The 22,854-nt window shown below is 69.4% G+C and carries 21 protein-coding genes; 7 read left to right on the top strand and 14 right to left on the bottom strand.

Translation table 11 applies throughout. The features are described from left to right. Positions 1–10: 10 nt before the first annotated feature. The 3 genes from AB0K11_RS03540 to AB0K11_RS03550 are packed head-to-tail and all read right to left on the bottom strand — an operon-like array spanning position 11 to position 3,711. Positions 11–421 carry a DUF742 domain-containing protein gene (locus tag AB0K11_RS03540; protein ID WP_364972233.1) on the bottom strand — a complete coding sequence of 137 codons (411 nt, stop codon included), beginning with the start codon at positions 419–421 and terminating at the stop codon, positions 11–13. Between the two features lie 6 nt (positions 422–427). Further along, positions 428–880, bottom strand: coding sequence for a roadblock/LC7 domain-containing protein (locus AB0K11_RS03545; RefSeq protein WP_364972235.1), 453 nt, complete (start codon positions 878–880; stop codon positions 428–430). Continuing rightward, complete coding sequence (locus AB0K11_RS03550) at positions 877–3,711, bottom strand: ATP-binding protein (protein WP_364972238.1); 2,835 nt, start codon at positions 3,709–3,711, stop codon at positions 877–879. Before AB0K11_RS03550 ends, AB0K11_RS03545 begins: the two co-directional genes overlap by 4 nt. Before the next feature lie 204 nt (positions 3,712–3,915). On the opposite strand from AB0K11_RS03550, the gene AB0K11_RS03555 reads away from it, so the two are divergent. Continuing rightward, positions 3,916–4,380 carry a tRNA (cytidine(34)-2'-O)-methyltransferase gene (locus AB0K11_RS03555; RefSeq protein ID WP_364972240.1) on the top strand — a complete coding sequence of 155 codons (465 nt, stop codon included), beginning with the start codon at positions 3,916–3,918 and terminating at the stop codon, positions 4,378–4,380. A gap of 6 nt (positions 4,381–4,386) precedes the next feature. On the opposite strand, the gene AB0K11_RS03560 is transcribed toward AB0K11_RS03555, so the two are convergent. Beyond that, positions 4,387–5,028 (bottom strand): nitroreductase family protein, encoded by a 642-nt coding sequence (locus AB0K11_RS03560; protein ID WP_364972243.1) that lies wholly within the window; start codon positions 5,026–5,028, stop codon positions 4,387–4,389. A 24-nt stretch (positions 5,029–5,052) separates the two neighbouring features. Here AB0K11_RS03560 and AB0K11_RS03565 point away from each other — a divergent pair, with 24 nt between their 5' ends. Beyond that, entirely contained in the window at positions 5,053–5,466 is a 414-nt protein-coding gene (locus AB0K11_RS03565) for a TIGR03667 family PPOX class F420-dependent oxidoreductase (RefSeq protein ID WP_364972246.1), read from the top strand. Next, positions 5,442–6,077: a class I SAM-dependent methyltransferase gene (locus tag AB0K11_RS03570; RefSeq protein WP_364972249.1), complete on the top strand. Its 636-nt coding sequence runs from the start codon at positions 5,442–5,444 to the stop codon at positions 6,075–6,077. The genes AB0K11_RS03565 and AB0K11_RS03570 overlap by 25 nt, the downstream gene beginning before the upstream one ends. Here AB0K11_RS03570 and AB0K11_RS03575 read toward each other — a convergent pair. From AB0K11_RS03575 to AB0K11_RS03600, 6 genes are read right to left on the bottom strand one after another with little or no spacing between them, the layout of a single operon-like run. Further along, the gene (locus AB0K11_RS03575) at positions 6,067–6,846 is read right to left on the bottom strand and encodes a TauD/TfdA family dioxygenase (RefSeq protein ID WP_364972252.1); all 780 of its coding nucleotides are present in this window, start codon (positions 6,844–6,846) and stop codon (positions 6,067–6,069) included. The genes AB0K11_RS03570 and AB0K11_RS03575 overlap by 11 nt on opposite strands. After that, positions 6,834–7,871: a D-alanine--D-alanine ligase gene (locus AB0K11_RS03580; RefSeq protein WP_364972255.1), complete on the bottom strand. Its 1,038-nt coding sequence runs from the start codon at positions 7,869–7,871 to the stop codon at positions 6,834–6,836. Before AB0K11_RS03580 ends, AB0K11_RS03575 begins: the two co-directional genes overlap by 13 nt. Continuing rightward, positions 7,871–9,175, bottom strand: a complete 1,305-nt coding sequence (locus AB0K11_RS03585) for an ATP-grasp domain-containing protein (RefSeq protein ID WP_364972258.1) — start codon at positions 9,173–9,175, stop codon at positions 7,871–7,873. The genes AB0K11_RS03580 and AB0K11_RS03585 overlap by 1 nt, the downstream gene beginning before the upstream one ends. Further along, positions 9,172–10,017 carry a class I SAM-dependent methyltransferase gene (locus AB0K11_RS03590; protein WP_364972260.1) on the bottom strand — a complete coding sequence of 282 codons (846 nt, stop codon included), beginning with the start codon at positions 10,015–10,017 and terminating at the stop codon, positions 9,172–9,174. The genes AB0K11_RS03585 and AB0K11_RS03590 overlap by 4 nt, the downstream gene beginning before the upstream one ends. Continuing rightward, positions 10,014–11,237 (bottom strand): sedoheptulose 7-phosphate cyclase, encoded by a 1,224-nt coding sequence (locus AB0K11_RS03595; RefSeq protein WP_364972263.1) that lies wholly within the window; start codon positions 11,235–11,237, stop codon positions 10,014–10,016. Before AB0K11_RS03595 ends, AB0K11_RS03590 begins: the two co-directional genes overlap by 4 nt. Continuing rightward, complete coding sequence (locus AB0K11_RS03600) at positions 11,234–11,914, bottom strand: HAD-IA family hydrolase (RefSeq protein WP_364972266.1); 681 nt, start codon at positions 11,912–11,914, stop codon at positions 11,234–11,236. Before AB0K11_RS03600 ends, AB0K11_RS03595 begins: the two co-directional genes overlap by 4 nt. A 201-nt stretch (positions 11,915–12,115) precedes the next feature. On the opposite strand from AB0K11_RS03600, the gene AB0K11_RS03605 reads away from it, so the two are divergent. After that, a complete protein-coding gene (locus tag AB0K11_RS03605; protein ID WP_364973692.1) occupies positions 12,116–12,688 on the top strand; it encodes a helix-turn-helix domain-containing protein in 573 nt (190 codons plus the stop codon). Positions 12,689–12,698: 10 nt separating this feature from the next. On the opposite strand, the gene AB0K11_RS03610 is transcribed toward AB0K11_RS03605, so the two are convergent. Continuing rightward, positions 12,699–15,992 (bottom strand): error-prone DNA polymerase, encoded by a 3,294-nt coding sequence (locus AB0K11_RS03610; protein ID WP_364972268.1) that lies wholly within the window; start codon positions 15,990–15,992, stop codon positions 12,699–12,701. 117 nt (positions 15,993–16,109) lie between these two features. Between AB0K11_RS03610 and AB0K11_RS03615 the strand changes: the two genes are divergently transcribed. Next, the gene (locus AB0K11_RS03615) at positions 16,110–16,886 is read left to right on the top strand and encodes a DUF4239 domain-containing protein (RefSeq protein ID WP_364972271.1); all 777 of its coding nucleotides are present in this window, start codon (positions 16,110–16,112) and stop codon (positions 16,884–16,886) included. A gap of 25 nt (positions 16,887–16,911) precedes the next feature. Here the strand turns inward: AB0K11_RS03615 and AB0K11_RS03620 are convergent, their stop codons facing one another. From AB0K11_RS03620 to AB0K11_RS03630, 3 genes are all read right to left on the bottom strand, one after another. Next, positions 16,912–18,450 (bottom strand): APC family permease, encoded by a 1,539-nt coding sequence (locus AB0K11_RS03620; protein ID WP_364972274.1) that lies wholly within the window; start codon positions 18,448–18,450, stop codon positions 16,912–16,914. Further along, positions 18,447–19,334 (bottom strand): universal stress protein, encoded by an 888-nt coding sequence (locus tag AB0K11_RS03625; protein ID WP_364972278.1) that lies wholly within the window; start codon positions 19,332–19,334, stop codon positions 18,447–18,449. The genes AB0K11_RS03620 and AB0K11_RS03625 overlap by 4 nt, the downstream gene beginning before the upstream one ends. 106 nt (positions 19,335–19,440) lie before the next feature. Then, positions 19,441–20,310, bottom strand: coding sequence for a MaoC/PaaZ C-terminal domain-containing protein (locus AB0K11_RS03630; RefSeq protein ID WP_364972281.1), 870 nt, complete (start codon positions 20,308–20,310; stop codon positions 19,441–19,443). An 82-nt stretch (positions 20,311–20,392) separates the two neighbouring features. Here AB0K11_RS03630 and AB0K11_RS03635 point away from each other — a divergent pair, with 82 nt between their 5' ends. Both AB0K11_RS03635 and AB0K11_RS03640 read left to right on the top strand, forming a co-directional pair. Beyond that, a complete protein-coding gene (locus AB0K11_RS03635; RefSeq protein ID WP_364972284.1) occupies positions 20,393–20,818 on the top strand; it encodes a MarR family transcriptional regulator in 426 nt (141 codons plus the stop codon). Positions 20,819–20,850: 32 nt separating this feature from the next. Further along, positions 20,851–22,848, top strand: a complete 1,998-nt coding sequence (locus tag AB0K11_RS03640; protein ID WP_364972286.1) for an SDR family oxidoreductase — start codon at positions 20,851–20,853, stop codon at positions 22,846–22,848. Positions 22,849–22,854 lie beyond the last annotated feature (6 nt).

Raw genomic sequence — 22,854 nt, forward strand, 5'->3', positions numbered from 1 at the left:
GTCGCGTCGATCAGAGTGCCCTGAGGCCACGCAGCGTCCTTCCTATCAATTCGCGACGTTCGTCGTAGCTCGCCGAGTCGTCGAGGGTGACGTGCACCCGTAGATAACCTTGCGTCACCAGGTCGCCGATCAGCACGCGCGCCACGCCGAGCGGAACGGACAACTTGGCCGCGACCTCGGCGACCGAGGGGCTGTCCACGCACATCGCCACGATCCGGCCGCGGATGTCACTTGCCGGCCAGCGCGGCGCCTTGCCGGACCTCAACGTCTCCACCGGCGCCTCCATCGGCAGGTGGACCCGAGAGTCCGTACGACCCGCGGTCAGAGTGTACGGCCGCACCAGGCTCGGCGCGGGCCCGGCGTCAGCTACCGGATCCGGTTCCCAACCGGTCGATTCGCCTCTGCCGCTCGGAATTTCCATCGCCGGTCACGAGTGCTGCGGAGTCCGTCGAGCCGACTGCACCACGGTGCCGACCCGCTCTACCAGTACCGCCATCTCGTAGCCGATCTGGCCGATGTCACACGACCGCGTGGCCAGCGTCGCGAGGTTCGATCCGTCGCCGACCCGCATCAGCAACAGGTAGCCGTTCTCCATCTCGACCACCGACTGCAGCACGTGGCCGCCGTCGAACAGCTGTGCTGCCCCGGTGGCCAGGCTCGCCAGCCCCGAGGCGACGGCTGCGAGCTGGTCGGCCCGCTCGCCGGGCATGTGCTCGCTGGCCGCCATCAGCAGGCCGTCGGCCGACACCAGCACCGCATGCGACACACCCGACACCTCGCGGGCGAACTTCGAGACCAGCCAGTCGAGCGACTCGCGAGGGGACGGCCGTGTGAACGCGTCCCTGGGGTTCGCGGTGCTCCTACTGTCCGGAAACGTCATTCGAAATCTGATCCTCTGGTCTCACGGGCGTGCGTGCGGCCGGCGTGCACACCGCCGAAGTGGTTGCTGATGCTCGCGCGGACAGCGTCCGGATCGCGCAGCGGAAGCGACTCCGACCCATTGCCGGCGTCGACCGCCGATGCTACCTCGTCGTCCGGGTCGACGCTGCGATGCGCTCCGCCGTTGCGGTGCCCGCCGTTGACCGGCTCCACCCCGCCCGGCACCAGCCGGGCGCCCGGCTGACGCACCGGCAGACCCTCGTCGGTGTGCGCGACGACGGGCGCCTCGTCGGCCGCCTCAGCCGCTGACCAGCCGTGATCCCAGACCGACTCCCAGTTGAGGTCGCTGCTGTTGGCGATCTCGTGGGGATCGATAAGCCACTCCGACAGCATCTTCTGATAGATCGCGTCGTCGGATCCGGCGGTCCCGGACTCTCCGCCCGCCGGCTCGCCCGGCAGGTCGGCCGGACCGCGGACCGGCTCGACGGCGGCCGCGGGCGCAGCCTCCCGCACCGGCCGCTCCTCCTGCGGCGGTTCGACCGGCTCGGGCCGGTGCACGCCGTTGCTGGCCACTTGGGCGCGCGAGGCGAAGAACGCCGAGGTGTTCGTCGGACCCTGCGGCTCGGCCGGCGTCTGGGCCGGCATCGAGTCCTCCGGCCAGTCGTCGACGGGCTGCAGGTCGGGCTCGTCGACCGGCGGTGGCGCGGGAACGCCGGAGATGCCACTGGCACCGGGACTGCGCTGCGGCAACAGCGACATCGGGACGTCGGCGTGGCCGTTGCGGTACGCGGCCGGCTCGTCCCGGGCCGCATCGCCGAACCCGTCGCCGTACCCGGTTCCGTTCGCGTACTCATGGCCGAGCGGCTGGACCGCCGGGTACTCGGTGAAGCCCGTGTGGGCGTCCCCGGCCGCATACGGCTCGGCATACGGCTCGGGCGCCGCGGCGTCACTGCGCGCGATCAACTCGACCGGCACGTATACCCCCGCGGTGGTGCCCGAATTCGGCTCCTCGGCGACCGTGGCGCGCAGCCGGACCACCAGGCCGTGCTGGGTGGCCAGCCGGCCGACCACGAACAGGCCCATGTGCCGGGCGGTGTACGGGTCGACCTCACCGCCGGACTGCAGGCGGGCGTTGGCCACCCGAAGGTCGGGCTCGGTCATACCCAGCCCGATGTCGCTGACCTCGATCACCAGTCCGCCGTTGCCGGTGTGCACCGCCGACACCCGCACCTGCGAGATCGGCGGTGAATAGCGCAGCGCGTTGTCGAGCAGCTCGGCGAGCAGATGGATCAGGTCACCGGACACCGGACCGGCGATCTCGCTGTCGGGCACCGTCGCGGTGATCACCCTGGCGTAGTCCTCGACCTCCGAGGCGGCGGCGTTGATGATCTCCGCCACCGGCACCGGCGCGGCCTGGTCCCGCGGGATCTTCGCGCCGGAGAGCACCAGCAGGTTGGCGCCGTTGCGGCGCATCCGGGCCGCGAGGTGGTCCAGCCGGAACAGGCTCTCCAGCCGCTCGGGATCGTCCTCGTTGCGCTCGAGCCGGTCGATGAGTGACAGCTGCTGATCCACCAGCGACCGGCTGCGCCGCGACAGCGTCTCGAACATGTCGCCGACCTGCAGCTGCAACCGGGCCTGCTCGCCGGCCAGGAACACCGCCTGCTCGTGCAGTTCGTCGACGGCGTGGGCGACCTGGCCCACCTCCTCGGTGGTGTGCACGGGGATGGGAGCGACCGGGCCCGGCTCACCGCCCGCCCGCACCCGCTCGATCTCCGCGGCCAGATCCTCGTGGGCGACCTTGAGGGCGCTGTCACGCAGTCGGCGCAGCGGCCGCACCAGCGAGCGCGCCACCAGCAACACCACCACCAGCGCGATGACGATCGCGACGGCCACCAGGACGGCGTCGCGGATCGCGGCGCTGCGCTGAGCGGCGGCCTCGTCGTTCACGGCCGCGGGGATGCTCGCGGTGAGGTCGGCGATCATCTTGCCGGCGATGCCGTCGGTCACCTGCTGGGACTGGAGCAGTTCGGGGCTGCCCACCAGCACCACGCCGGGGGTGGCCAGCATCGACATCCGCTTGAACATCTCGCTGCGCAGCGTGGCGGCATCCTGGGACGCCGGTCCGAGCAGCGCGGCCATCCCGGTGACCGTCGACGGTTCGGTGCCCGCCAGTGTGGTCATCGACACGCGCAGTTCGGGCTCGGGCACGTCACCGCCGCGGGTCACGAGCATGTGCTGCAACGCCATCTGTCCGCGGGCGCCGATGGCCCGCGACAACGCCTGCGCCTCGACCTGTACGTCGGCGGTGTCCGCGCGCGCCGACCCGGTGACGGCGGTCTCCGAGGTGAGCAGCAACGCCCCGTAGGCCAGCACCCTGCCCCGGAGGTCGATGGTGTTGGCCATCACCTTGTTGATCAGTTCCTGGCCGATGGTGAGCAGGTTGTTGACGGCCGACTCGACGTCGTCCACGACGTCGGTGTTCTCCAGCCGCTCGCGCAGATCGGCCTTGCGGGAGTCGAAGTCGGCCAGCGGTTGCTGGGTGGGGGCGCCCTCGGTGGCGGCCACCATCGCGTCCTCGAACGCGGCCATGTAGTCGCTGATCGCCGGGATCATGTCCGCCCGTTCGGAGGCCAGGCGCAATTCGGACGCCTCGTTCGCGCTGGCGTTGATCCGCAGCCCGCCGAATCCGCCGGCCAGCAGCAGCGGCACCAGCACGATCGCAAAGACCTTCCAGCGCACCGGCCAATTGGTCGGCGACCACGGCGACGGACGCCTGGGCGGCGCGGCGGGGCCGCCGGCGGCGCGCGCGCTCAGTGATGGATCGTGATTCATAGGTTTCCTGCTGTTTCGCCGTATGCGGGCGGCGCGGTTCTACGCCTGGGTGCGCCTGGCAATTGCACGAGTATGACAGCCACTTGCGGGCGATTCCACAATTCTTACTGAACAGACAGAGTTCACAACGGTCCTTCAGTGTCGGCTCGTGGTAGGCGAGCAAACCATTTCGGCCACCGGCGATTCAGCTGCGATCATCGTCGGATGTTCCGGGTGATGTTCTACTCACCGCGGATCGCGCCGAACACCGGCAACGCGATCCGGATGGTGGCGGCGACGGGTTGCGAACTGCACCTCGTCGAACCGTTGGGGTTCGACCTGACCGAACCGAAGCTGCGCCGTGCCGGTCTGGACTACCACGACCTCGCGTCGGTCACCGTGCACCCGAATCTCTCCGCGGCATGGGACGCCCTGACCCCGAAGGCCGTGTACGCGTTCACCGCGCACGCGCACACGCCGTTCGCCGACATCGACTACCGCCCCGGCGATGTGCTGATGTTCGGTCCGGAACCGACCGGCCTGGACGACGAGACACTGGCCGATCCGCACATCACCGCGACCGTCCGCATTCCAATGCTCGACGGCAGGCGGTCACTGAACCTGTCCAACGCCGCCGCGGTGGCGGTGTACGAGGCATGGCGCCAGCAGGGATTCACCGGCGCCGTGTAGCGGCGCCTACCAGGTGTCCCAGTGGGTGAGCTGCTCGGCGGGCAGCCGCTTGGCCGGCTTGAAGTCGGTGCCCTTGGTGTAGGCGATCGGGAACAGCCCGCCCTGGGAGTACTTGTCGAAGGGGATGCCCAGCAGCTCGGCGGCCTGCTTCTCGCCGTCGCCCATCAGGTGCAGCGAGGTCCACGCCGACCCGAGGCCGCGGGACCGCAGCGCCAGCATGAAACTCCACACCGCGGGCATCAACGACCCCCAGAACCCGGCGCTCATCGACGCCGGTGCGCCGTCGGGCCTGCCTTCCAGGCACGGGATCAGCATCACCGGCACCTCGTGCAGGTGTTCGTTGAGGAACTTCGCCGAATCCATCACCTTCGGCGTCCGCTCGTCGCGGCTGTCGCCGTAGGCGGGCTTCTTGGCGTTGAGGTACGGCGTCGCGTTCGTGCGGTAGATGTCGGCGATCGCCTTCTTCTTCTCCGCGTCCTCGACGAACACCCACTGCCAACCCTGTGCGTTCGACCCGGTCGGCGCCTGCAACGCGATCTCCAGACACTCCATCAGCACGTCCCGCGGCACCGGCTTCTCGAAGTCCAGGCGCTTGCGCACCGAACGGGTGGTGGTCAGGACTTCGTCGGCAGACAGGTTCAAGTTCATTTCCGCGAGACTACATTCGCTTCCATGGCAGTCGACTTGACTCAAGAGGTTTCCGGCAGGCTCGAATCAGACCATTTCGGGTGGCTCACCACGGTGGCGAAATCGGGGCAGCCGGTGCCCCGGCTGGTGTGGTTCTACTTCGACGGCACCGACATCGTCGTCTACACCCAGGGGCAGGCGGCGAAGGTGCGGCACGTCGAGAACCACCCGCAGGTCAGCCTGAACCTCGACTCCGACGGCAGCGGCGGGGGCATCATCGTGATCGGCGGCGAGGCCACCGTCGACGCCACCGACGCCGACCCGCGCGAGGATGCGCCGTACTGGGCCAAGTACTCCGCCGACGCGGAGAAGATCGGCATCGCCGACGCGATGGCCTCCTACGGCACCCGGCTCCGGATCCGCATCCATAAGGTGTGGACCACGCCGACCGCGGGGTGACCGTGCACAACGCATCTGATTTCGAGCGGCCCGTCAGCACCTGGCAGGACATCCCGGGCTGGTTCACATGGCGCGGCGGCCAGGAGGAGGCGGTGGCCCACTTCGGTGACGGCAGCCGCTTCGTCGAGGTGGGCTGCTACCTGGGCAAGAGTCTGTGCTCACTGGCCGAGGTGGTGCGTGCGAGCGGTCGCGACATCGCCGTGACCGGTGTGGACACCGGCCGGGGCAGCGGTCCGGAGGGTGTCAGCGCCGTCAACGCTCACGGCCCCGCGGTGGAGTTCGGCGGCGGCACCTTCGCCGGACTGCTGCACCGCAACCTGATCGCCTGCGGCGCAGCAGATCTGGTACAGCTGCTGATCACCGACTCGCTGGCGGCCGCCGCGCTGTTCGCCGACGAGTCACTGGCCTGGGTGCACCTCGACGCCCGGCACGACTACGACAGCGTGCGGGCCGACATCGCGGCGTGGCTGCCCAAGGTGCGTCCCGGCGGATGGCTGTCCGGCGACGACTACAACCGGGACTGGTTCCCCGGCGTGGTCGACGCGGTCGGCGACACGCTGCCCGGCGCCGAGGTGTGGTGGTCGACGCAGTGGCGGTGGCTCAAACCCTGACGTTGTCGGCGACCATGCCGCGGTGCATCACCCGGTCACCGTCGACGCCGTCGTGGTCCGCACGGTGCATCACGCACCGGTTGTCCCACATCACCACGTCGCCGGGGCGCCACTGGTGGCGCAGCACGTTGTCCTCGCGGGTGGAGTGTGCGACGAGCATCGAGACCACCCGGGCCGCCCGGTCCGCGGACAGTCCGCTCACCGCCGCACACCGCTTCGGCGTCGACAGGTACAGCGCGGTACGGCCCGTCAACGGATGCGTCAGCGCCACCGGGTGAGAAGCCGAGGTCTCGTCGTCGTCGCTGAGGTCGAGGCCGGTGACGACGTGGGTGATGGTGCGACCCCGCAGATCCCCGCGGACGTGCGCGGGCAGCGTCTCCCACGCTCGGTACTGGTTGGTGAACAGGGTGTGGCCCCCGTGTCGCGGCACGTCGACGGCGCGCAGCGCGGTGTAGGCGGGAGGGCGGCGCACATAGGTGGTGTCGACATGGAAGTTCGACCGCGGCGGCGTCGTCCGCCCGACGTTGCTGATGACGTTCAGGTCGGCGAATCCGGGCACCGGCGTCTCCCCGGCCGTGAACATCAGCTCGCCGAACGCGCGTAGGAACGCCAGGAATTCGGTGTCACCGACACACTGGCCGGACATGATGACCACGCCATGGCGGGCGAGCACCTGCCGCAACCGGCGGACGGTCGCGTCGTCCAGCGCCCCGACCCGCAGGCCCTCGACCCGCGCGCCGACCGGCGCCAATTGCCTCACCTGGAACACGACGCCGATCCGATCTCGTTCTGCCGCAACACGTGCGCGAACAGATCGGCCACCTCGCAGCCGTCGGCCGCGGCCATCATGGCGATCACGCTCGATCCGGCGAACGAGCAGTACAGGCCGGCCTCGAGGAACCACGGCTCGCCCTCGGGGTCGATGCGGAAGTCGAAGAGGCCGTAGTGCCGGCATCCCAACGCCCGGTAGCAGGCCCTGGCCGCGGCCCAGACTCGTTGCGTCACAGTGTCGTCGGTCGGGACGATCCACGCCCGGCTGACGTCCTTGGCCACCAGGACCAGCTGACCGTCGGCGCCGCGAGCCAGCTTGTCCCCCGCCGTGCGGATCGGCTTGCTCGACGGATCCACCGCGTACTCCTCGAGGGGCAGACACCACAGGTCGCCGTCGCGCTCCACCACGCCGCAGCGCACTTCGCGACCCAGCTCGACGTAGGACTCGACGAGGACGCCGGAACCGTGCGCCGTGGCGGCGTTCACCGCGGCGCCGAGCTCGGCGCCGTCACGCACCAGGCTGACTCCCGCCGAGTTGTCCGCGGCGGCGGGCTTCACCACCACCGGTAGCGGGATGCGCAGGTCGTCGCCGGGCCGCAGTGTCTGCCCGTCGGGCACCGAAACTCCGGCGGCGGCGACGACCGCCTTCGCCGTCGCCTTGTCGGCGGTCATCGCCATCACCTCGGGCCGGTTCCCCAGGTAGGGCAGCCCGAGCAGGTCGAGCAGTGCCCGGAACGTCGTCATGCCGGGGCGGCAGAACATCTGCGGCACAACCACGTCGATGGGCATGGCGCAGAGCCGGTCGACGGCTGCCGCGGTACTGTAACACTCTGCGGCAGCGATACTCTCGGTGTCCAGGGTGGCGGGGAAACACCACATGCCGCCCGGTGCTACATAGGCGATCTGGTGGCGGTACCGGTGCGAGGCGTCGAGTGCGGCGAGGCAGTCGCGGGCGTACAGCCGGGACAGGTCGGCGTGGAACTCGTCGACGGGCGAGCCGACGAGGTGCAGCACCGAGATCATCAGTCGCCTCCTGCCTCGACGAGCTTGCCGATGTTGAAGTCGATCCGGGTCCACCCCCGGCCGCTGCGCAGGTTGGCCAGCAGCAGCGAGGGAATCTGCAGATGGTGAACCATCAGGTACGGCAACGGATCCCACAAGGAGAAGATCGCGTCGCGGCCCCGCAGCATGGTCGCCGGCCGACCGCCTCGGGTCAGCAGACGCCACAGCTCGTGGTAGGTCCAGTAGGTCGCCCGGGCATCGGCGGCCGGGGTGATCTCGATGTGCTGGGTGTCGAGATACGCGCCGGCGACCCGGGGATCGTCGCCGAACACGGTGATCGCGGAATGCGTCCGCGGGTTGCATTCGATGGCGTACGGCGTGCCGTCCGCTGCCTCGATGAAGTCGAAGGACACCTGGCCGGTCAACTCCAGGCTCTTGACGAGATGTTCGACCCAGTGCCGGATCCTCGGCTTGTCGACGTGCGCGTAGTTCACCTGGAACGCCGACGACTCGCAGCAGCAGTAGACCCGGATCGCACCGTCGCGCACCGTGGCGTGGGTGCAGTACTCGCGGCCGGGGATGAATTCCTGCAGGATCCACGGGTCGTCGCCGGAGATGGCCAGTGACCGGGCGTATGCCGCGTTGCGCTCGGGTGTCTCACGGGTCAGCGGGGTCAGGTCGGTCCGGCCGACCGGGTGATAGGCGATCCGCTTGAGGACATAGGTCTTGCCCTCGGGGAAGTCGAACTCCTCGACCTGCCGCGCATCGGTGATGCGATGGGTGTCGGGCACGCTCAGGCCCAGAAATGCCGCGAGTCGGGAGAATTCGGACTTGTCGTCGAGGGCGGCGACGATGTCGGCCTGACCGTGCACCACGTCGCAGACGCCGTCGAGCAGCGTCCGTGCCCGCGCGTCGGGCACGCTGGCCGCCGGGCTCGACACCGGCACGACGACGTCGACCCCTTCCCGGCGCACCACGTCGAGCAGCGCCTCGGCGTAGCCGGGGTCCGACGGGTCCGGAACACAGTGGAACGCGTCGACCGCTGTGGAGAAGCGGTGGCCGGTCCAGCGGTACTTCGCCGACTCCACCAGGACCACGCGATGCCCGGCGAGGTGGAAGGACCTCGCCAGCTGCAGCGCCTTGGTCATCTTGCCGCCCGTGAGCAGAACAGTCCGCACCACAACGGGTCCCGGCGGCCGGGCCGGCGGCGGGCGGCGGCGCGCCAGCGCCAGCCCGACGACGGCGAGGTCGATCGGCAGCGTGGCGCACAGCGCGGCCAGCGCCGCCACCGTGCGTCCCGCGTGCGACCGCGCCGTGGCCGTCACCAATCGTCCACCAGGACGTCGGCGCGGCGGATGAGGGTGAGGCCGTCGCGGACGGGGAGCAGCACCTGCTCGACGCGCGGGTCGGCGGCCACGGCGGCGTTGAAGGACGCGATCGCCGCGCCGTTGGCCGTCGGCTCACCGCTGACCGCGTACGGCTGACCTTGCATCAGCGTGTTGTCGACGGCGATCACCGCGCCGGGCGCCAGCAGATCCGTGTCGAGCAGGACCTCGAGGTAGCCCAGGTATCCGGCTTTGTCGGCGTCGATGAACACCAGGTCGAACGCCTGCAGCTGATCGTGGCGGGCGCGTTCGGCGAGCATGCCCAACGTCTCCATCGCCGGCGCCACGGCGACGGTGATCTTCTTGCCCGACGGGGACGCGGCGAAGCACTGCCGCGCGAAACGGGCTGCGTGCTGGTCGATCTCGCATGCCACGAGGACACCGTCGGCGGGCAGCGCCTCGGCCATGGCCAGCGCGGAATAGCCGGTGAACATCCCGATCTCGAGCACCCGGGTGGCACGGGTCATGTGCACCAGGAACTTCAGTGCCTGTCCCTCGACATGGCCGGAGAGCATCTCGGCCTCCAGCCCGTCGGTCCAGTCCGCTTCCTGGGTGCGACGGGCGAGTTCGGCCAGCGCGGGCGACTCGGGGGTGGTGCACCGGTCGAGATAGGAATCCAGTCCGGCCGCGACATCGCGGGCCCGGGCCAGCCTCGTCAGCGTCTCTGCGTCGACGTCAGGCGTGGTCTGCAGCCGTCGCCAGACCTCGTCGAGCTCCGCGGCCAGGATGGTGGACGGGGTCACCGCGCGAGGCATGCGGCGCTGCTCGGATTGCACGCTCATGAGGCCACGACCGGCTCTGTGGCGGTGAACATCTCGATCCCGTCACCGCCGCGGTCGAGCTCGATACACAGCTTCTTGTGCAGTGTCAGCGTGTCGGACAGTTCTTCGACGGAGACGTCGTTGAGGAAGCGGCAGCGCCCGATCGGGTCGGGGATCGCCGCCCGCAGGGTGCCGTCGCGGGTCTTGAGGATGGAGTTCGTCGCCTGCTCCAGCAGTTCCGGGGTCAGGTGGTCGCTGTCCAGCGCGAGGCCTAGTCCGCTCATCACCGCCAGCACGCGGTCGCGGTCGGCGGTCGAGAGGTGTCCGCGCCGCTCGGCGAGGGTGACCGACAGCGCCATGTCGATGTTGATGGCGTGCCCGTGGAAGAAGGGCACCGGTGGTGACAGCTCGAGTGTCGGGCTCCAGGTGTGCCCGAAGGCGATCACCCGGTCCAGGTCGATCTCGTGCAGGTTGGGCGCTTCGAGCTCCAGCATGGTCGCGATGGCCTGATAGGTCAGCCGGTCGCCGACCCGGCGGAGTTCCGGTGTGCCGTCGAGGTGGCCGAATCTGGTGGAAAGCAGTGCGGGACCGTGCTCTTCGAGCATCTGGAAGATCTCGGCGTTGCCGACCACCGCGATCTTGATGAGTTCGGCCATGCCGTTGCGCACCTGGTCGGCCGGCAGGGTCTTCAGGAACGAGAAGTCGAGGAACACCCGCTGGCTGGCGTGATAGGCGCCCAGCCGGTTCTTGTGCTTGCCGTAGTTGACCGCGACCTTGATGGAGACGCTGGCGTCGATCAGGCCGATCAGCGTGGTGGGAATGCGGATGTACGGGGTGTTGCGCCGGTAGCTGGCACAGGCGAATCCGGCGACGTCGGTGGTCAGCCCGCCGCCCACGACGAGCACCGGTTCCGTGCGGACCAGTCCGAAGGCGTCGAACTCGCCGACGATGCGCTCGAAGGTCTCCAGCGACTTCGCCGTCTCCCGGATCTGCACCGGAACCACCGTCAGCGCGATGCCGTAGTGGTCGAAGTAGCGGTGGATCGCCTCGCGGTAGAGCGCGTAGACGGTCTCGTCGATCACCATCAGGGCGCGGCCGTAGGGCAGGTAGCACTCGACGAGGTCGGGGCGGTCGACGTCGAACACGCCGTCGACGTAGAGCAGGTCGTATTCGATCTTCTCGTAACCCTCGACGTGGAAGGCCTTCTCCGTGGCCGACACCCGGGCAGTCATGTCGCTCATTCCGCGAACCCCTCGCTCACGGCCAGCGAGACGACCCGGCGCTGGTCGAGATGGTCGACCGTCTCGGCCGCCGAACCGAAGTCTGCGCCCTCGGTGTTCTCGTTCGGGAAGGCGATGCATGTCACCCCGGCGGCCGACGCGGCCTTCACCCCGCCGGCGTTGTCCTCGATCGCGACCGACTTGGCGGCGTCCTCACCGAGTTGTTCGAGTGCCCAGACATAGCACGCGCCATCGGGTTTCGGTGTGTCGACCGCATCGCTGTCGACGATCAGGTCGAACGGATCTGCGCCGAGGTGCGGTTCGAGCGCGGACAGCAGCGCGGTGATGTTGGCCCGCGACGTGGTGGTGACGAAGCCGAGCTTGACGCCCTTGGCCTTGGCGGCGTCGATGACGTCGGCCACTCCTGGCCTCGGCGCCAGACCGGAGTCGGCCACCAGTCGCTGGAAGATCTCCGACTTGGTGGCGTGCACGGCGGCGGCGTCGATCTCGTCGCCGACGGCCTTGGCGTACTCGTCGATCCGGTCGGCCCCGCCGTTGGAGCCGAGCAATTCGCGGTAATCCTCCTGCGACCAGTTCCAGTCGAGTCCGTGGTCGGCGAACGCATCGTTGAAGGCCCGACGTTGCAGCTCGGAGGTATCAGCAACCGTACTGATCGAGCCGAAGAGGATGGCGGCCATGAGAGATCCTTCCTGGTCCACGACGATTCACACGACGTGCGAACGCCGTTCACTTGGGGGAGACAGCTATCAGCGCCGCGGACGCCCGCTTCTCGACACCCCGCGTACAACCAATCTGACCGTTCACTACTGAACAGTTCATCCATTAGTGCACACTGAATGCACTAATGGAAGACTTGTCCATCAGATAATTTCTGTCGGATCGATGACGCGAACGAGGGAGGTGATCGCACGGGACCCGAGGACTCACGCGTCGCCCGTACCCGCGCCGACGTCTCCCGCGCAGCGCTCGATGTGCTGATCGGCGAGGGGTGGGAGCAGGTGACCCATGCCCGGGTGGCGGAAGCGGCCGGCTACTCCAAGTCGACGCTCTACACCCACTGGCCGTCGCGTTACGACCTCATCGCCATGGCGATCGACTCGCTCGGGGACATGCCCCACCACGAGCCCACCGGCGAGCTGCGGGCCGACATCGTGGGCGAGCTGACGGTGTTCCGCCAAGCCATCCGCGAGCTGCGGCTGGACCAGATCCTGTCCGGGATGGCGCAGTCGGCGTCAGTCGAAGACGTTGCCGCACTGCGTGACCGGGTCAACTCGGCGGGCCAGCGCAATCTGCGGGACATGCTGGCTCAGCGATTCGACGGCGCCGACCTCGAGGCGACCGTGTCGATGCTGACCGGTGTCGTCGCCTGCCCGTCGCTGATGTTCGGCAACCTCCCCGAGGACCGGGTGATCGCCGCAGCGGTGGACATCGTGTTGGGGCACAAGATCTAGCGGCTCACGCTCACCGGAAGTCCCTCGACTTCGACACCACCCGCAGGTCGAGCTTCTCCAACCGGTCGGCAACCACGGTCACCGCGCCGGTGGCGTTCTGCACGATGCCGCGGATCACCATCGCCGGCGCGGTCTGCGCCAGCCGGCGGTGCCGCGCCCACACCCCGGGCGCGCACAGCACGTTGATCATCCCGGTCTCGTCCTCCAGGTTGACGAACGTCACGCCCTGCGCCGTCGCCGGTCGCTGCCGGTGGGTCACCGCACCCGCGACCAGCACCCGGCTGCCGTCCCGCACGCCGAGCAGCTTGTCGGCCGGCACGACTCCCATCGCGTCGAGATGCTCACGCAGGTACTGGGTGGGATAGCTGTCCGGGGACACGCCGGTGGCCCACACGTCGGCCGCGGTCAGTTCCAGCTCACTCATCCCCGGCAGCGACGGCACATGCGACGACGAACCGACACCCGGCAGCCGGTCGGGCCGTTCGGTGGCGGCCGCGCCCGCCGCCCACAGCCCCTCGCGGCGGGTGATGCCGAAGCAGCCCAGCGCCCCCGCCGTGGCCAGCGCCTCGGTCTGCGGCACCGACAGTTGCACCCGGCCGGTCAGATTGAGCAGATCGATGAAGGGGCCGTTGGCTTTCCGCTCGTCGACGATCTTCTCGGCGAGCTCGTCGCCGATGTGGCGGACGCTGCCGAGGCCCAGCCTGACGTCGAGCCCGTGGTTCTCACACGTGGCGTGCGCCAGGCTGGCGTTGGCATCGGGGCCGTGCACGGTGACACCGTGCCGCCGGGCGTCGGCCACCAGCGACTGCGGCGAGTAGAACCCCATCGGCTGGGCGCGCAGCAGCGCGGCGCAGAACGCGGCCGGATGGTGCAGCTTGAACCACGAGGAGTAGAACACCAGCGACGCGAAGGACAGCGAATGACTCTCCGGGAAACCGAAGTTGGCGAATGCCTCGAGCTTCTCGTAGATCCGGTCGGCCACGTCACCGGTGATGCCGTGCCGGTTGCGCATCCCGTCGTAGAAACGGCCACGCAGCCGGCGCATCTTCTCGGTGGAGCGCTTCGAGCCCATCGCCCGGCGCAGCTGGTCGGCTTCCGCGGCGGTGAAGCCCGCGCAGTCGACGGCCAGCTGCATCAGCTGCTCCTGGAACAGCGGCACTCCCAGCGTCTTCCGCAGAGCGGACTCCATCGACGGGTGGTCGTAGGTGACCGGCTCCTCGCCGTTGCGCCGCTTGATGTACGGGTGCACGGACCCGCCCTGGATCGGCCCGGGCCGGATCAGCGCCACCTCGACCACCAGGTCGTAGAACAGCCGCGGCTTGAGCCGCGGCAGGGTGGCCATCTGCGCACGCGACTCCACCTGGAACACGCCGACCGAGTCGGCCCGTTGCAGCATCTCGTACACGGCGGGCTCGGAGAGGTCGAGCTGGGCCAGGTCGACGTCGATGCCCTTGTGCTCGGCGACCAGGTCGATGCAGTAGTGCAGCGCCGAGAGCATCCCCAGCCCGAGCATGTCGAACTTCACCAGACCGATTGCGGCACAGTCGTCCTTGTCCCACTGCAACACGCTGCGGTTCTCCATGCGGGCCCACTCCACCGGGCACACGTCGGCGATCGGCCGGTCACAGATCACCATGCCGCCCGAGTGGATGCCCATGTGTCGCGGCAGATTGGAGATCTGCTGGGCCAGGTCGATCACCTGCTCGGGGATGCCCTCGACGTGCTTGGTGTCCGCGAGTCTGCCCCACTGCCCGAACTGCTTGCTCCAGGCGTCCTGCTGCCCCTGGGAGAAGCCGAGCGCGCGGGCCATGTCGCGCACGGCGCTGCGCCCGCGGTAGGTGATGACGTTGGCGACCTGGGCGGCGTAGTCGCGGCCGTAGCGCTGGTAGACGTACTGGATGGCCTGCTCGCGCAGATCGGACTCGATGTCGATGTCGATGTCGGGCGGCCCGTCCCGCGCCGGGGACAGGAACCGCTCGAACAGCAACTCGTTCGCGACCGGGTCGACGTTGGTGACGCCGAGGGCATAACAGACCGCGGAGTTGGCCGCCGAGCCGCGGCCCTGGGCCAGGATGCCGTTCTCCCGGCAGAACCGGGTGATGTCGTGCACCACGAGGAAATAGCCGGGGAAGGACAGCTCTTCGATGACCCTCAGCTCGTGTTCGATCTGGTGATAGGCCAGCGGCGCCCGCTCCGGCGGCCCGTACCGGTCGCGGGCCCCGGTCATCACCAGATGCCGCAGCCAACTGTCCTCGGTGTGCCCCGGCGGGACGTCGAAGGGCGGCAGCTGCGGGGCGATCAGTGTCAGCCCGAACGCACACTGCTCGCCGAGGTCGGCGGCGGCCAGGACCGCTTCGGGGCAGTGCGCGAACAACCGCGCCATCTCCTCACCCGACCGCAGGTGCGATCCGCCCAGCGGCGCCAGCCAACCCGCCGCGTCATCGATCGAGTTGCGGGCCCGGATCGCCCCCATCGCCATGGCCAGCCGTCCCCGCGAAGGCGCAGCGAAGTGCGCCGCGGTGGTGGCCACCACGCCCAGACCGTAGCGCGGTGCCAGCTCGAGCAGCGCGGCGTTGCGTTCGTCGTCGTGGGGATGGCCGTGGTGGGTGAGCTCGACACTGACCCTGTCGCGGCCGAACCGGTCCACCAGGTCGGCCAGCGCCGCGCCTGCGGCTTCCGGGCCGCCCTGCGACAATGCCTGACGCACATGGCCTTTGCGACAGCCGGTGAGGATGTGCCAGTGACCGCCCGCCGCCTCGGTGAGCGTGTCGTAGTCGTAGCGCGGCTTGCCCTTCTCCCCGCCCGCGAGGTGGGCCCTGGCGATCTCGCGCGACAACCGGCGATAGCCCTCGGGTCCGCGGGCCAGCACCAGCAGATGGGGGCCGGGTGGGTCGGGCACCTCGGTGCGGGCGGTGTTGCCCAGCGACAGCTCGGCGCCGAACACGGTCTGCACGTCGAGTTCATGGGCGGCCTCGGCGAAGCGCACCACCCCGTAGAGCCCGTCGTGGTCGGTCAGCGCGATGGCGCGCAGATCCAGCCGGGCGGCCTCCTCGACGAGCTCCTCGGGCGTGCTGGCCCCGTCGAGGAAGCTGTACGCCGAGTGCGCGTGCAGTTCGGCGTACGGCACCGACGAGGCGAGCCGGTTCTCCGCCACCGGCTCGTAGGCGCCGCGCCTGCTGGACCAGGCCGGACTGTCACCGCCGTCGCCGGTGGGTTCGGCCAGGGGCGCGCCGGCGCGGCGGGGCTTGCTGTTGAGCACCCGCTCCATCTCCGGCCAGTTCGACGGCCCGTCGTTCCACGCCACCCGACCAGTGTATCGAACGCGCGTTCGAACGACTCGGTTGCGCTGACCCTCTGACCCCTCGCGGACGCTGCGGTGTGTTTGCCGTCCGTCGGTCGACGTCCGTGGTCATAATCGTGTGTGATCTGGCTGCTGCAGATTCCTGCGCCGATTCTCGGTCTGCTGTGGGTCGCCGCCGTCGTCGGGTTCTCCGTCGGCGGCCTTCTCGTGTTCCGCAAGGCCGTTTCCCACACCCGACTCGAGAACGCGAATGCGGTGTCCAGCACGGTATTCCAGCTCGCCGGCGTCCTCTATGCCGTCCTCGTCGCGTTCGTCGTGGTGGTGGTGTGGGAGCAGTTCGGTGACGCCGAGGACGCGAGCGGCCTCGAGGCCAGTGCGATCGCCGATCTACTCCGCGACTCGGCTGCTCTGCCTGCGGAGTCCCGCGTCGCGGTGCAGCAGAGCCTGATCGCCTACACCCGGGATGTGATCGACGACGAGTTCCCGCGCATGCGTCGCGGCGAGACCATCGAGGAGCAGTCCGACGAACTGGCCGACGTCTGGGAGACCTACCTGACGGTGCAGCCGGAGAGCCGCAACGAGATCGCCTTCTTCGATCACGCGATCGTCCGGTTGAACGACCTCAGCGCCAACCGGAAGATGCGGGTGTCGACCGGCGAGGCGTCGGTCCCCGGCGAGCTCTGGGTCCTGCTGCTTGGCGGCGGCGGCGTGGTGATGGCGTTCACCTTCCTGTTCGGCACCCGCGACCTCCTGGTTCACGCGCTGGCAGTGGGGCTGACGGCGGCTCTGCTGGGCTTCGTCATGTACCTCATCTTCGCCCTCGAGCACCCCTACGTCGGCGCGCTCTCGGTGGAACCCGCCCCGTACGTGACGGTGCTGCAGGTGTGGTCGGAGTAGTCGCCGACCCGGCGCTCGCGCCGCCCTAACCGACCGGAGTGTCCACCGGCGCCGGTGTGTCGCGTCGCAGCGTCTCCCCCCGGAAGAACCCGGGGCTACGCACCCGCCAGACCAGCATCAGCACGGCGCCGAGCAGCAGGATGCCGAAGCCCATGTAGAAGACCAGGCCGATACCGCCGATCGACGTGCCGCTGCCGTTCTCGGGATTCATGCTCTCCCGCACCGAGATCACGAACACCGCGGCCAGCACGAGTCCGCCGAGCAACGGGAACAGGAACTTGAAGACCGCGTTGTGCAGGCTGGCGAACAACTCACGGCGGAAATACCACACGCACGCGAACGCGGTGATGCCGTAGTACCAGCAGATCATGATGCCCAGCGCCGCAATGGTATCCAGCAGCACACTCTCGGAGAGCAGGCTCACCACGGTGTAGAACACCCCGGTGACCACACCGGCGACGACGGTGCTGAACACCGGCACCAGGAACCGCGGGTGCACCGATGCGAACCGGTCCGGGAACGCGCGATAGGCGCCCATCGCGAGCATTGCGCGCGCCGCGGGCAGGAACGTCGTCTGCAGGCTGGCCACCGACGAGGCGAAGATCGCCAAAAACAGCAGCGGTCCGGCCCAGGTGCCCAGCACCGGGTCGGCGAGCGCACCGAACACGTTGTCGGCGTTCTCCTCGTTCCCCAGTCCGAGGCCGTCGGCGCCGACGCCGGCGTACATCATCACCGCGACGGCGACGAGCAGGTAGGTCAACAGGATCGACAGCACGCACACCAACCCGGCCCGGCCCGGCACCTTCGTCGGGTCCTTGGACTCCTCGCCCAGCGTCAGGCAGGTGTCCCAGCCCCAGAACGCGAAGATCGACCCCGTCACGCCGATCACGAAGGCGCTCAACGCCAATCCGGTGAAGGGGTTGAACCAGTCCAGGTCGAACGCCAGGCCCGCCGGCGCGTCACCGGCGCCCACATGCCAGAGCGCCGCGACCGCGAACGCCAGCAGCACCACCATCTGGAAGCCGACGAGAATGTACTGGACGCGCTGGCTGGTGGTGATGCCGCGGCTGGCGATGTAGGTGGCGACCGCGATGAAGGCCAGAGTCGTGAGGATGTTGACCACGGTGTTGTCCGCGAGGTCGGCGATCTCCGGCCGGTTGAGGATCCGGGCGAAGAACAGGTAGAAGAACTCGACCGCGATCGCGGCGAGGTTGGACAGCACGATGATCGACGCCACCACCATCCCCCACCCGCACATCCACCCCACGTAGGGACCGAACGCCTTGGTGGACCAGGTGAACGACGCACCGCAGTCCGGCGCGCGGGAGTTCAACTCGCGGTAGGCGTAGGCGGTCAGAAACATCGGGATGAAACCGGCGATGAAGATGGCGGGCATCTTCAGCCCGACCGCGGCGACGATCAGCCCGATGCTGGCCGTCAGCGTGTACCCGGGTGCGACACAGGAGATGCCGAGGATGGCACCCGAGAGTGTGCCGACCTTGCCCGCGGCCAGCCCCTTCGACTTCAGACCGGTGTCGCCGTCGCGCGGGGTCACGTCCGTCATGGGAGGTCCTCGTCACCGAGCTGGTCGCGGGGCACGACGACCATCGGCACGTCGAGGACGCGCAGCATCTTGGCCGCCGTGGAACCGAGGAAGAGCCGCTTCGGTGCGCTGAGGCGGCTCGAACCCACCATGATGATGTCGCCGTCGCGCCATTCCAGCTTGCTGACGGCGCTCTCCACCGACGGCCCGTCGACCACCGTCGATGTCACCGGAAAGCCCTCCGGCAGCTCACTTTTCGCTGTGTCCAGCGTCCGCGCGGCATGGTCGAGCGCTCGCCTGTGCACGGCGTCGGCATCGCCGCGCAGGGTGCCGAAGGTGGGGTCGAGTGCCACCAGCGACACCAGGCGCAGCGGCGTGCCCGCCGCCATGCTGAACCGAACCGCGTTGTCCAGCAACAGATCGGCACCCTCGCGCTCACCGATGGCGCATGTCACCTCGCGGACCCGCTCGATCCCGGACAGCCGCGCTCCGCGCGGGGCGACGGCCACCGGCACCGGCGACGAGTGCAGCAGTTCGTTCACCACCGAGCCCAGGGAGAAGCTACCGGCCAGGCCGCCACCCGATCCGCCCACCACGAGCGCGTCCGCCTCGAGCCGGCCCGCCTCCCGGATGAGCCCGTCGGCGTAGGAGGCGGAGAAGCTGACGTGGCCCTGGGTCACAACGTCATCGGGCACCGCCCCGAGCGCCCGGTCGAGCCACTCCGTGGCCTGCTCGGCGAGCAGGTCCTCGTAGCCACCGGTCGTCACCATCGCAGGCACGCCGCGATCGGGTGGCATCACAATGCAGGCGTGCACCTCGGCGCCGAGTGTGCGGCCCAGCCGCACACCGAGCGCCAGGGCGTCACCGCCCCCGGGCGTTGCGAGAAAACCGACCACCAGTCTCACGACCACCACCGCCCGTTCGCGTCTCGTCCGACCGTCGTGATGATCCTGTCAACCGGGACAACGGTTGGCGACGGCTTCGGCGAAATACGCGCGCCGGGACGCCCGCTCAGTCGGTGTACTCGGCGGTGCCGTCCTCGAGCACCAGCCTGCTGTCCGCGCCGTCCGGGCCTGCGGCCTCGGTGCGGAACACCGCCCGGCCGGGGTCCGTGCGCCAGATCGAGGTCGTCAGCGTCTCGCCGGGGAACACCGGGGAGGTGAAGCGGGCGCCGACGGCGGTGATCTTCGTGGCGTCGCCGCCGCCGAGCGCGGCCACCAGTGCCCGGCCCGCCACGCCGTAGGTGCACAGGCCGTGCAGGATCGGCCGCGGGAAACCGGCCAGTTCCTTGGCGAACCACGGATCGCTGTGCAGCGGATTGCGGTCACCGGTGAGCCGGTAGAGCAGCGCCTGGTCCTCTCGGGTCGGCAGGGCGATCTGCGCGTCGGGCGCGCGGTCGGGGATCTGTGGCGCCGCCGGGCGCTCGCCGGGCCGGCCGCCGAAACCGCCCTCACCGCGGATGACGGCGGTGGACACCGTTTCCGCGACTAGTTGACCGGTGTCCGGGTCGGTGCCGGTGCCCTTGAACACCAGGATCGCGTTCTTGCCCTCACCCTTGTCCTGGATGTCGGCCACCTCGGAGACCACGCTCAGCTTGCCGGCCGGTGGCAGCGGTGCGAACAGCCGGATCTGCTGGGACCCGTGCAGCAGCATGCCGAAGTTGAAGGACCCGACTTCGCCGACCGCACCCCATGCGGGGCTCGCGATGACGGCGTAGGTGGGGAGCACCTGCTGCTCGACGTCGTGGCTGTTCTCGGTGGTGAACGCCAGATCGGCGGTGCCCGCACCCACCCCGAGCGCGTACAGCAGGGTCTCACGGTCGGTCCACTCGAGCAGTTGCGGTGCGGACTTCTTCCCCACGGCGGTCGGGTCGATCGGCATGGACACTCCCTTCTCGGCTGAGACGGACCATACCGGTATCGCAAAGACGGTTAGTAGATCGAATAGTGGCTATGGAAGGGGAATGGTCGACCCGAGCGGGCACTTGGCGATGAGTGCGGTGCTCCGGCTGCACCGGTCGATGACGGCGACGGTGGACCACCAGTTGAAGTCGGGCTTCGCACTGCGGCTCATCGACTACGAGATCCTCAAGGAGTTGCAGCAGGCCGACGGGGTGCGGTTGCTGGGCGAGGTGGCCCGGCGGCTGTCGGTGCACGCCACGACGGTGAGCATCGCCTGCGACCGCCTCGCCGAGCGCGGTCTGCTGACACGGCAGCGCCACCCCACCGACCGGCGCGCCACGCTGGTCACGATCACCGGTGAGGGCCGGGCGGTCGCGGAGGGGGCGACGGCGGCGCTGTGCAGCGTCGGCTTCGGTGTCACCGCCGACGACGCGCGCACCCTGACCGAGGCGTTGACGAGTCTGTACGGCAGCGTCACACCTTATTGACCTTTGCCGGGCCAGGGGTGACCATGGCCTTCATGCGCTATGTCGTTACCGGCGGTACCGGGTTCATTGGACGCCGGGTCGTGTCCGAGATCGTCGCCCGCAGCACCGCCGCCCAGGTGTGGGTGCTGGTCCGCCGCGAGTCGCTGTCCCGCTTCGAACGTCTCGCCGGCCCGTGGGGTGAACAGGTCCGACCGCTGGTCGGTGACCTGACCGCGGCCGGTCTCGACCTGACCGACGAGGCCGTCGGCGAGCTCGGCGACGTCGACCACGTGGTGCACTGCGCCGCTGTGTACGACATCACCGCCGACGACGCCGCCCAGCGGGCCGCCAACGTCGACGGCACCCGCGCGGTGATCGAGTTGGCCCGCCGCCTCGACGCCACCCTGCACCACGTGTCGTCGATCGCGGTGGCGGGCAGCCACCGCGGACAGTTCACCGAGGACGATTTCGACGTCGCGCAGGAACTCCCGACGCCGTATCACCAGACCAAGTTCGAGGCCGAACTGCTGGTGCGGTCCGCTTCCGGCCTGCGCTACCGGGTGTACCGGCCCGCCGTGGTGGTCGGCGACTCGCGGACCGGCGAGATGGACAAGATCGACGGCCCCTACTACTTCTTCGGTCTGCTGGCGAAGCTGTCGCGGCTGCCCGGTTTCACCCCGATCGCGCTGCCCGACACCGGTCGCACCAACATCGTTCCGGTCGACTACGTGGCGCGGGCGCTGACGGAGTTGATGCATGCCGAGGGCCGCGACGGCCAGACGTTCCACCTGACCGCACCGGGGACCATCGGACTGCGCGGCATCTACCGGGGTGTGGCGAAGGCCGCGGGCCTGCCGCCGCTGCGCGGCACGCTGCCGCGGGTGACGGCCGCGCCGGTGCTCGGCGCGACCGGGCGGCTGAAGATTTGGCGGAACATGGCGGCCACCCAACTCGGCGTGCCCGCCGAGATTCTGGACGTCGTCGACCTCGTCCCCACCTTCACCGCCGACAACACCGTGGAAGCGTTGCGCGGCACCGGCATCGAGGTTCCTGCCTTCTCCTCGTACGCCCCGCGGCTGTGGCGGTACTGGGCCGAGCACCTCGATCCCGACCGGGCCCGCCGCGACGATCCGGCAGGCCCGCTGGTGGGCAGGCATGTCGTCATCACCGGGGCCTCCAGCGGCATCGGCCGCGCCGCCGCCCTTGCGGTCGCCGCACGCGGGGCGACGGTGTTCGCGCTCGCGCGCAACGCCGAGGCTCTCGACGACCTGGTCGCCGAGATCCGCGCCGCGGGCGGTCAGGCGCATGCCTTCACGTGCGACGTCGCCGATTCGGCGTCCGTGGACGCCACCGTGAAGGACATCCTCGGCCGGTTCGACCACGTCGACTACCTGGTGAACAACGCCGGCCGCTCGATCCGCCGGTCGGTGGCCAACTCCACCGAGAGGCTGCACGACTACGAGCGGGTGATGGCCGTCAACTACTTCGGCGCGGTGCGCATGGTGCTCGCGCTGCTCCCGCACTGGCAGGAACGCCGGTTCGGCCACGTGGTCAACGTGTCCAGCGCGGGCGTGCAGGCGGCGAGCCCGAAGTACAGCGCCTACGTGCCCAGCAAGGCCGCGCTCGACGCGTTCGCCGACGTGGTGTCCACCGAGACGCTGTCCGATCACGTCACGTTCACCACGATCCACATGCCGCTGGTGAAGACCCCGATGATCGCGCCGTCGCGCAAGCTCAACCCGATGCCGCCGATCACCGCCGACCACGCCGCCGCGATGATCGTGCGGGCACTGATCGACAAGCCCGCGCGCATCGACACCCCGGTCGGCACCCTCGCCGACATCGGGATGTACTTCGCGCCCAAGCTTTCCCGCCGCGTGCTGCATCAGATCTACCTGGGCTATCCGGATTCGGCCGCCGCCAGGGGCGTCGACGCCGATACGGTCAGCGCACGCCGGCCGGCGCGTCCGTCCCGCCCGGCTGCGTCTCCGATCCGGATGCCGCGACCGGTCAAGCGCATGGTGCGACTCGTCCCCGGCGTGCACTGGTAACGCCGC

The sequence above is a fragment of the Mycobacterium sp. NPDC050551 genome, assembly GCF_040674075.1.
Lineage (GTDB): Bacteria > Actinomycetota > Actinomycetes > Mycobacteriales > Mycobacteriaceae > Mycobacterium.

Bases quoted from the DNA above. Each gene is read 5' to 3' on its own strand.
- AB0K11_RS03540 (WP_364972233.1), bottom strand. From the start codon at position 421: ATGGAAATTCCGAGCGGCAGAGGCGAATCGACCGGTTGGGAACCGGAT.
- AB0K11_RS03545 (WP_364972235.1), bottom strand. From the start codon at position 880: ATGACGTTTCCGGACAGTAGGAGCACCGCGAACCCCAGGGACGCGTTC.
- AB0K11_RS03550 (WP_364972238.1), bottom strand. From the start codon at position 3,711: ATGAATCACGATCCATCACTGAGCGCGCGCGCCGCCGGCGGCCCCGCC.
- AB0K11_RS03555 (WP_364972240.1), top strand. From the start codon at position 3,916: ATGTTCCGGGTGATGTTCTACTCACCGCGGATCGCGCCGAACACCGGC.
- AB0K11_RS03560 (WP_364972243.1), bottom strand. From the start codon at position 5,028: ATGAACTTGAACCTGTCTGCCGACGAAGTCCTGACCACCACCCGTTCG.
- AB0K11_RS03565 (WP_364972246.1), top strand. From the start codon at position 5,053: ATGGCAGTCGACTTGACTCAAGAGGTTTCCGGCAGGCTCGAATCAGAC.
- AB0K11_RS03580 (WP_364972255.1), bottom strand. From the start codon at position 7,871: ATGATCTCGGTGCTGCACCTCGTCGGCTCGCCCGTCGACGAGTTCCAC.
- AB0K11_RS03590 (WP_364972260.1), bottom strand. From the start codon at position 10,017: ATGAGCGTGCAATCCGAGCAGCGCCGCATGCCTCGCGCGGTGACCCCG.
- AB0K11_RS03595 (WP_364972263.1), bottom strand. From the start codon at position 11,237: ATGAGCGACATGACTGCCCGGGTGTCGGCCACGGAGAAGGCCTTCCAC.
- AB0K11_RS03600 (WP_364972266.1), bottom strand. From the start codon at position 11,914: ATGGCCGCCATCCTCTTCGGCTCGATCAGTACGGTTGCTGATACCTCC.
- AB0K11_RS03620 (WP_364972274.1), bottom strand. From the start codon at position 18,450: ATGACGGACGTGACCCCGCGCGACGGCGACACCGGTCTGAAGTCGAAG.
- AB0K11_RS03630 (WP_364972281.1), bottom strand. From the start codon at position 20,310: ATGCCGATCGACCCGACCGCCGTGGGGAAGAAGTCCGCACCGCAACTG.
- AB0K11_RS03635 (WP_364972284.1), top strand. From the start codon at position 20,393: ATGGTCGACCCGAGCGGGCACTTGGCGATGAGTGCGGTGCTCCGGCTG.
- AB0K11_RS03640 (WP_364972286.1), top strand. From the start codon at position 20,851: ATGCGCTATGTCGTTACCGGCGGTACCGGGTTCATTGGACGCCGGGTC.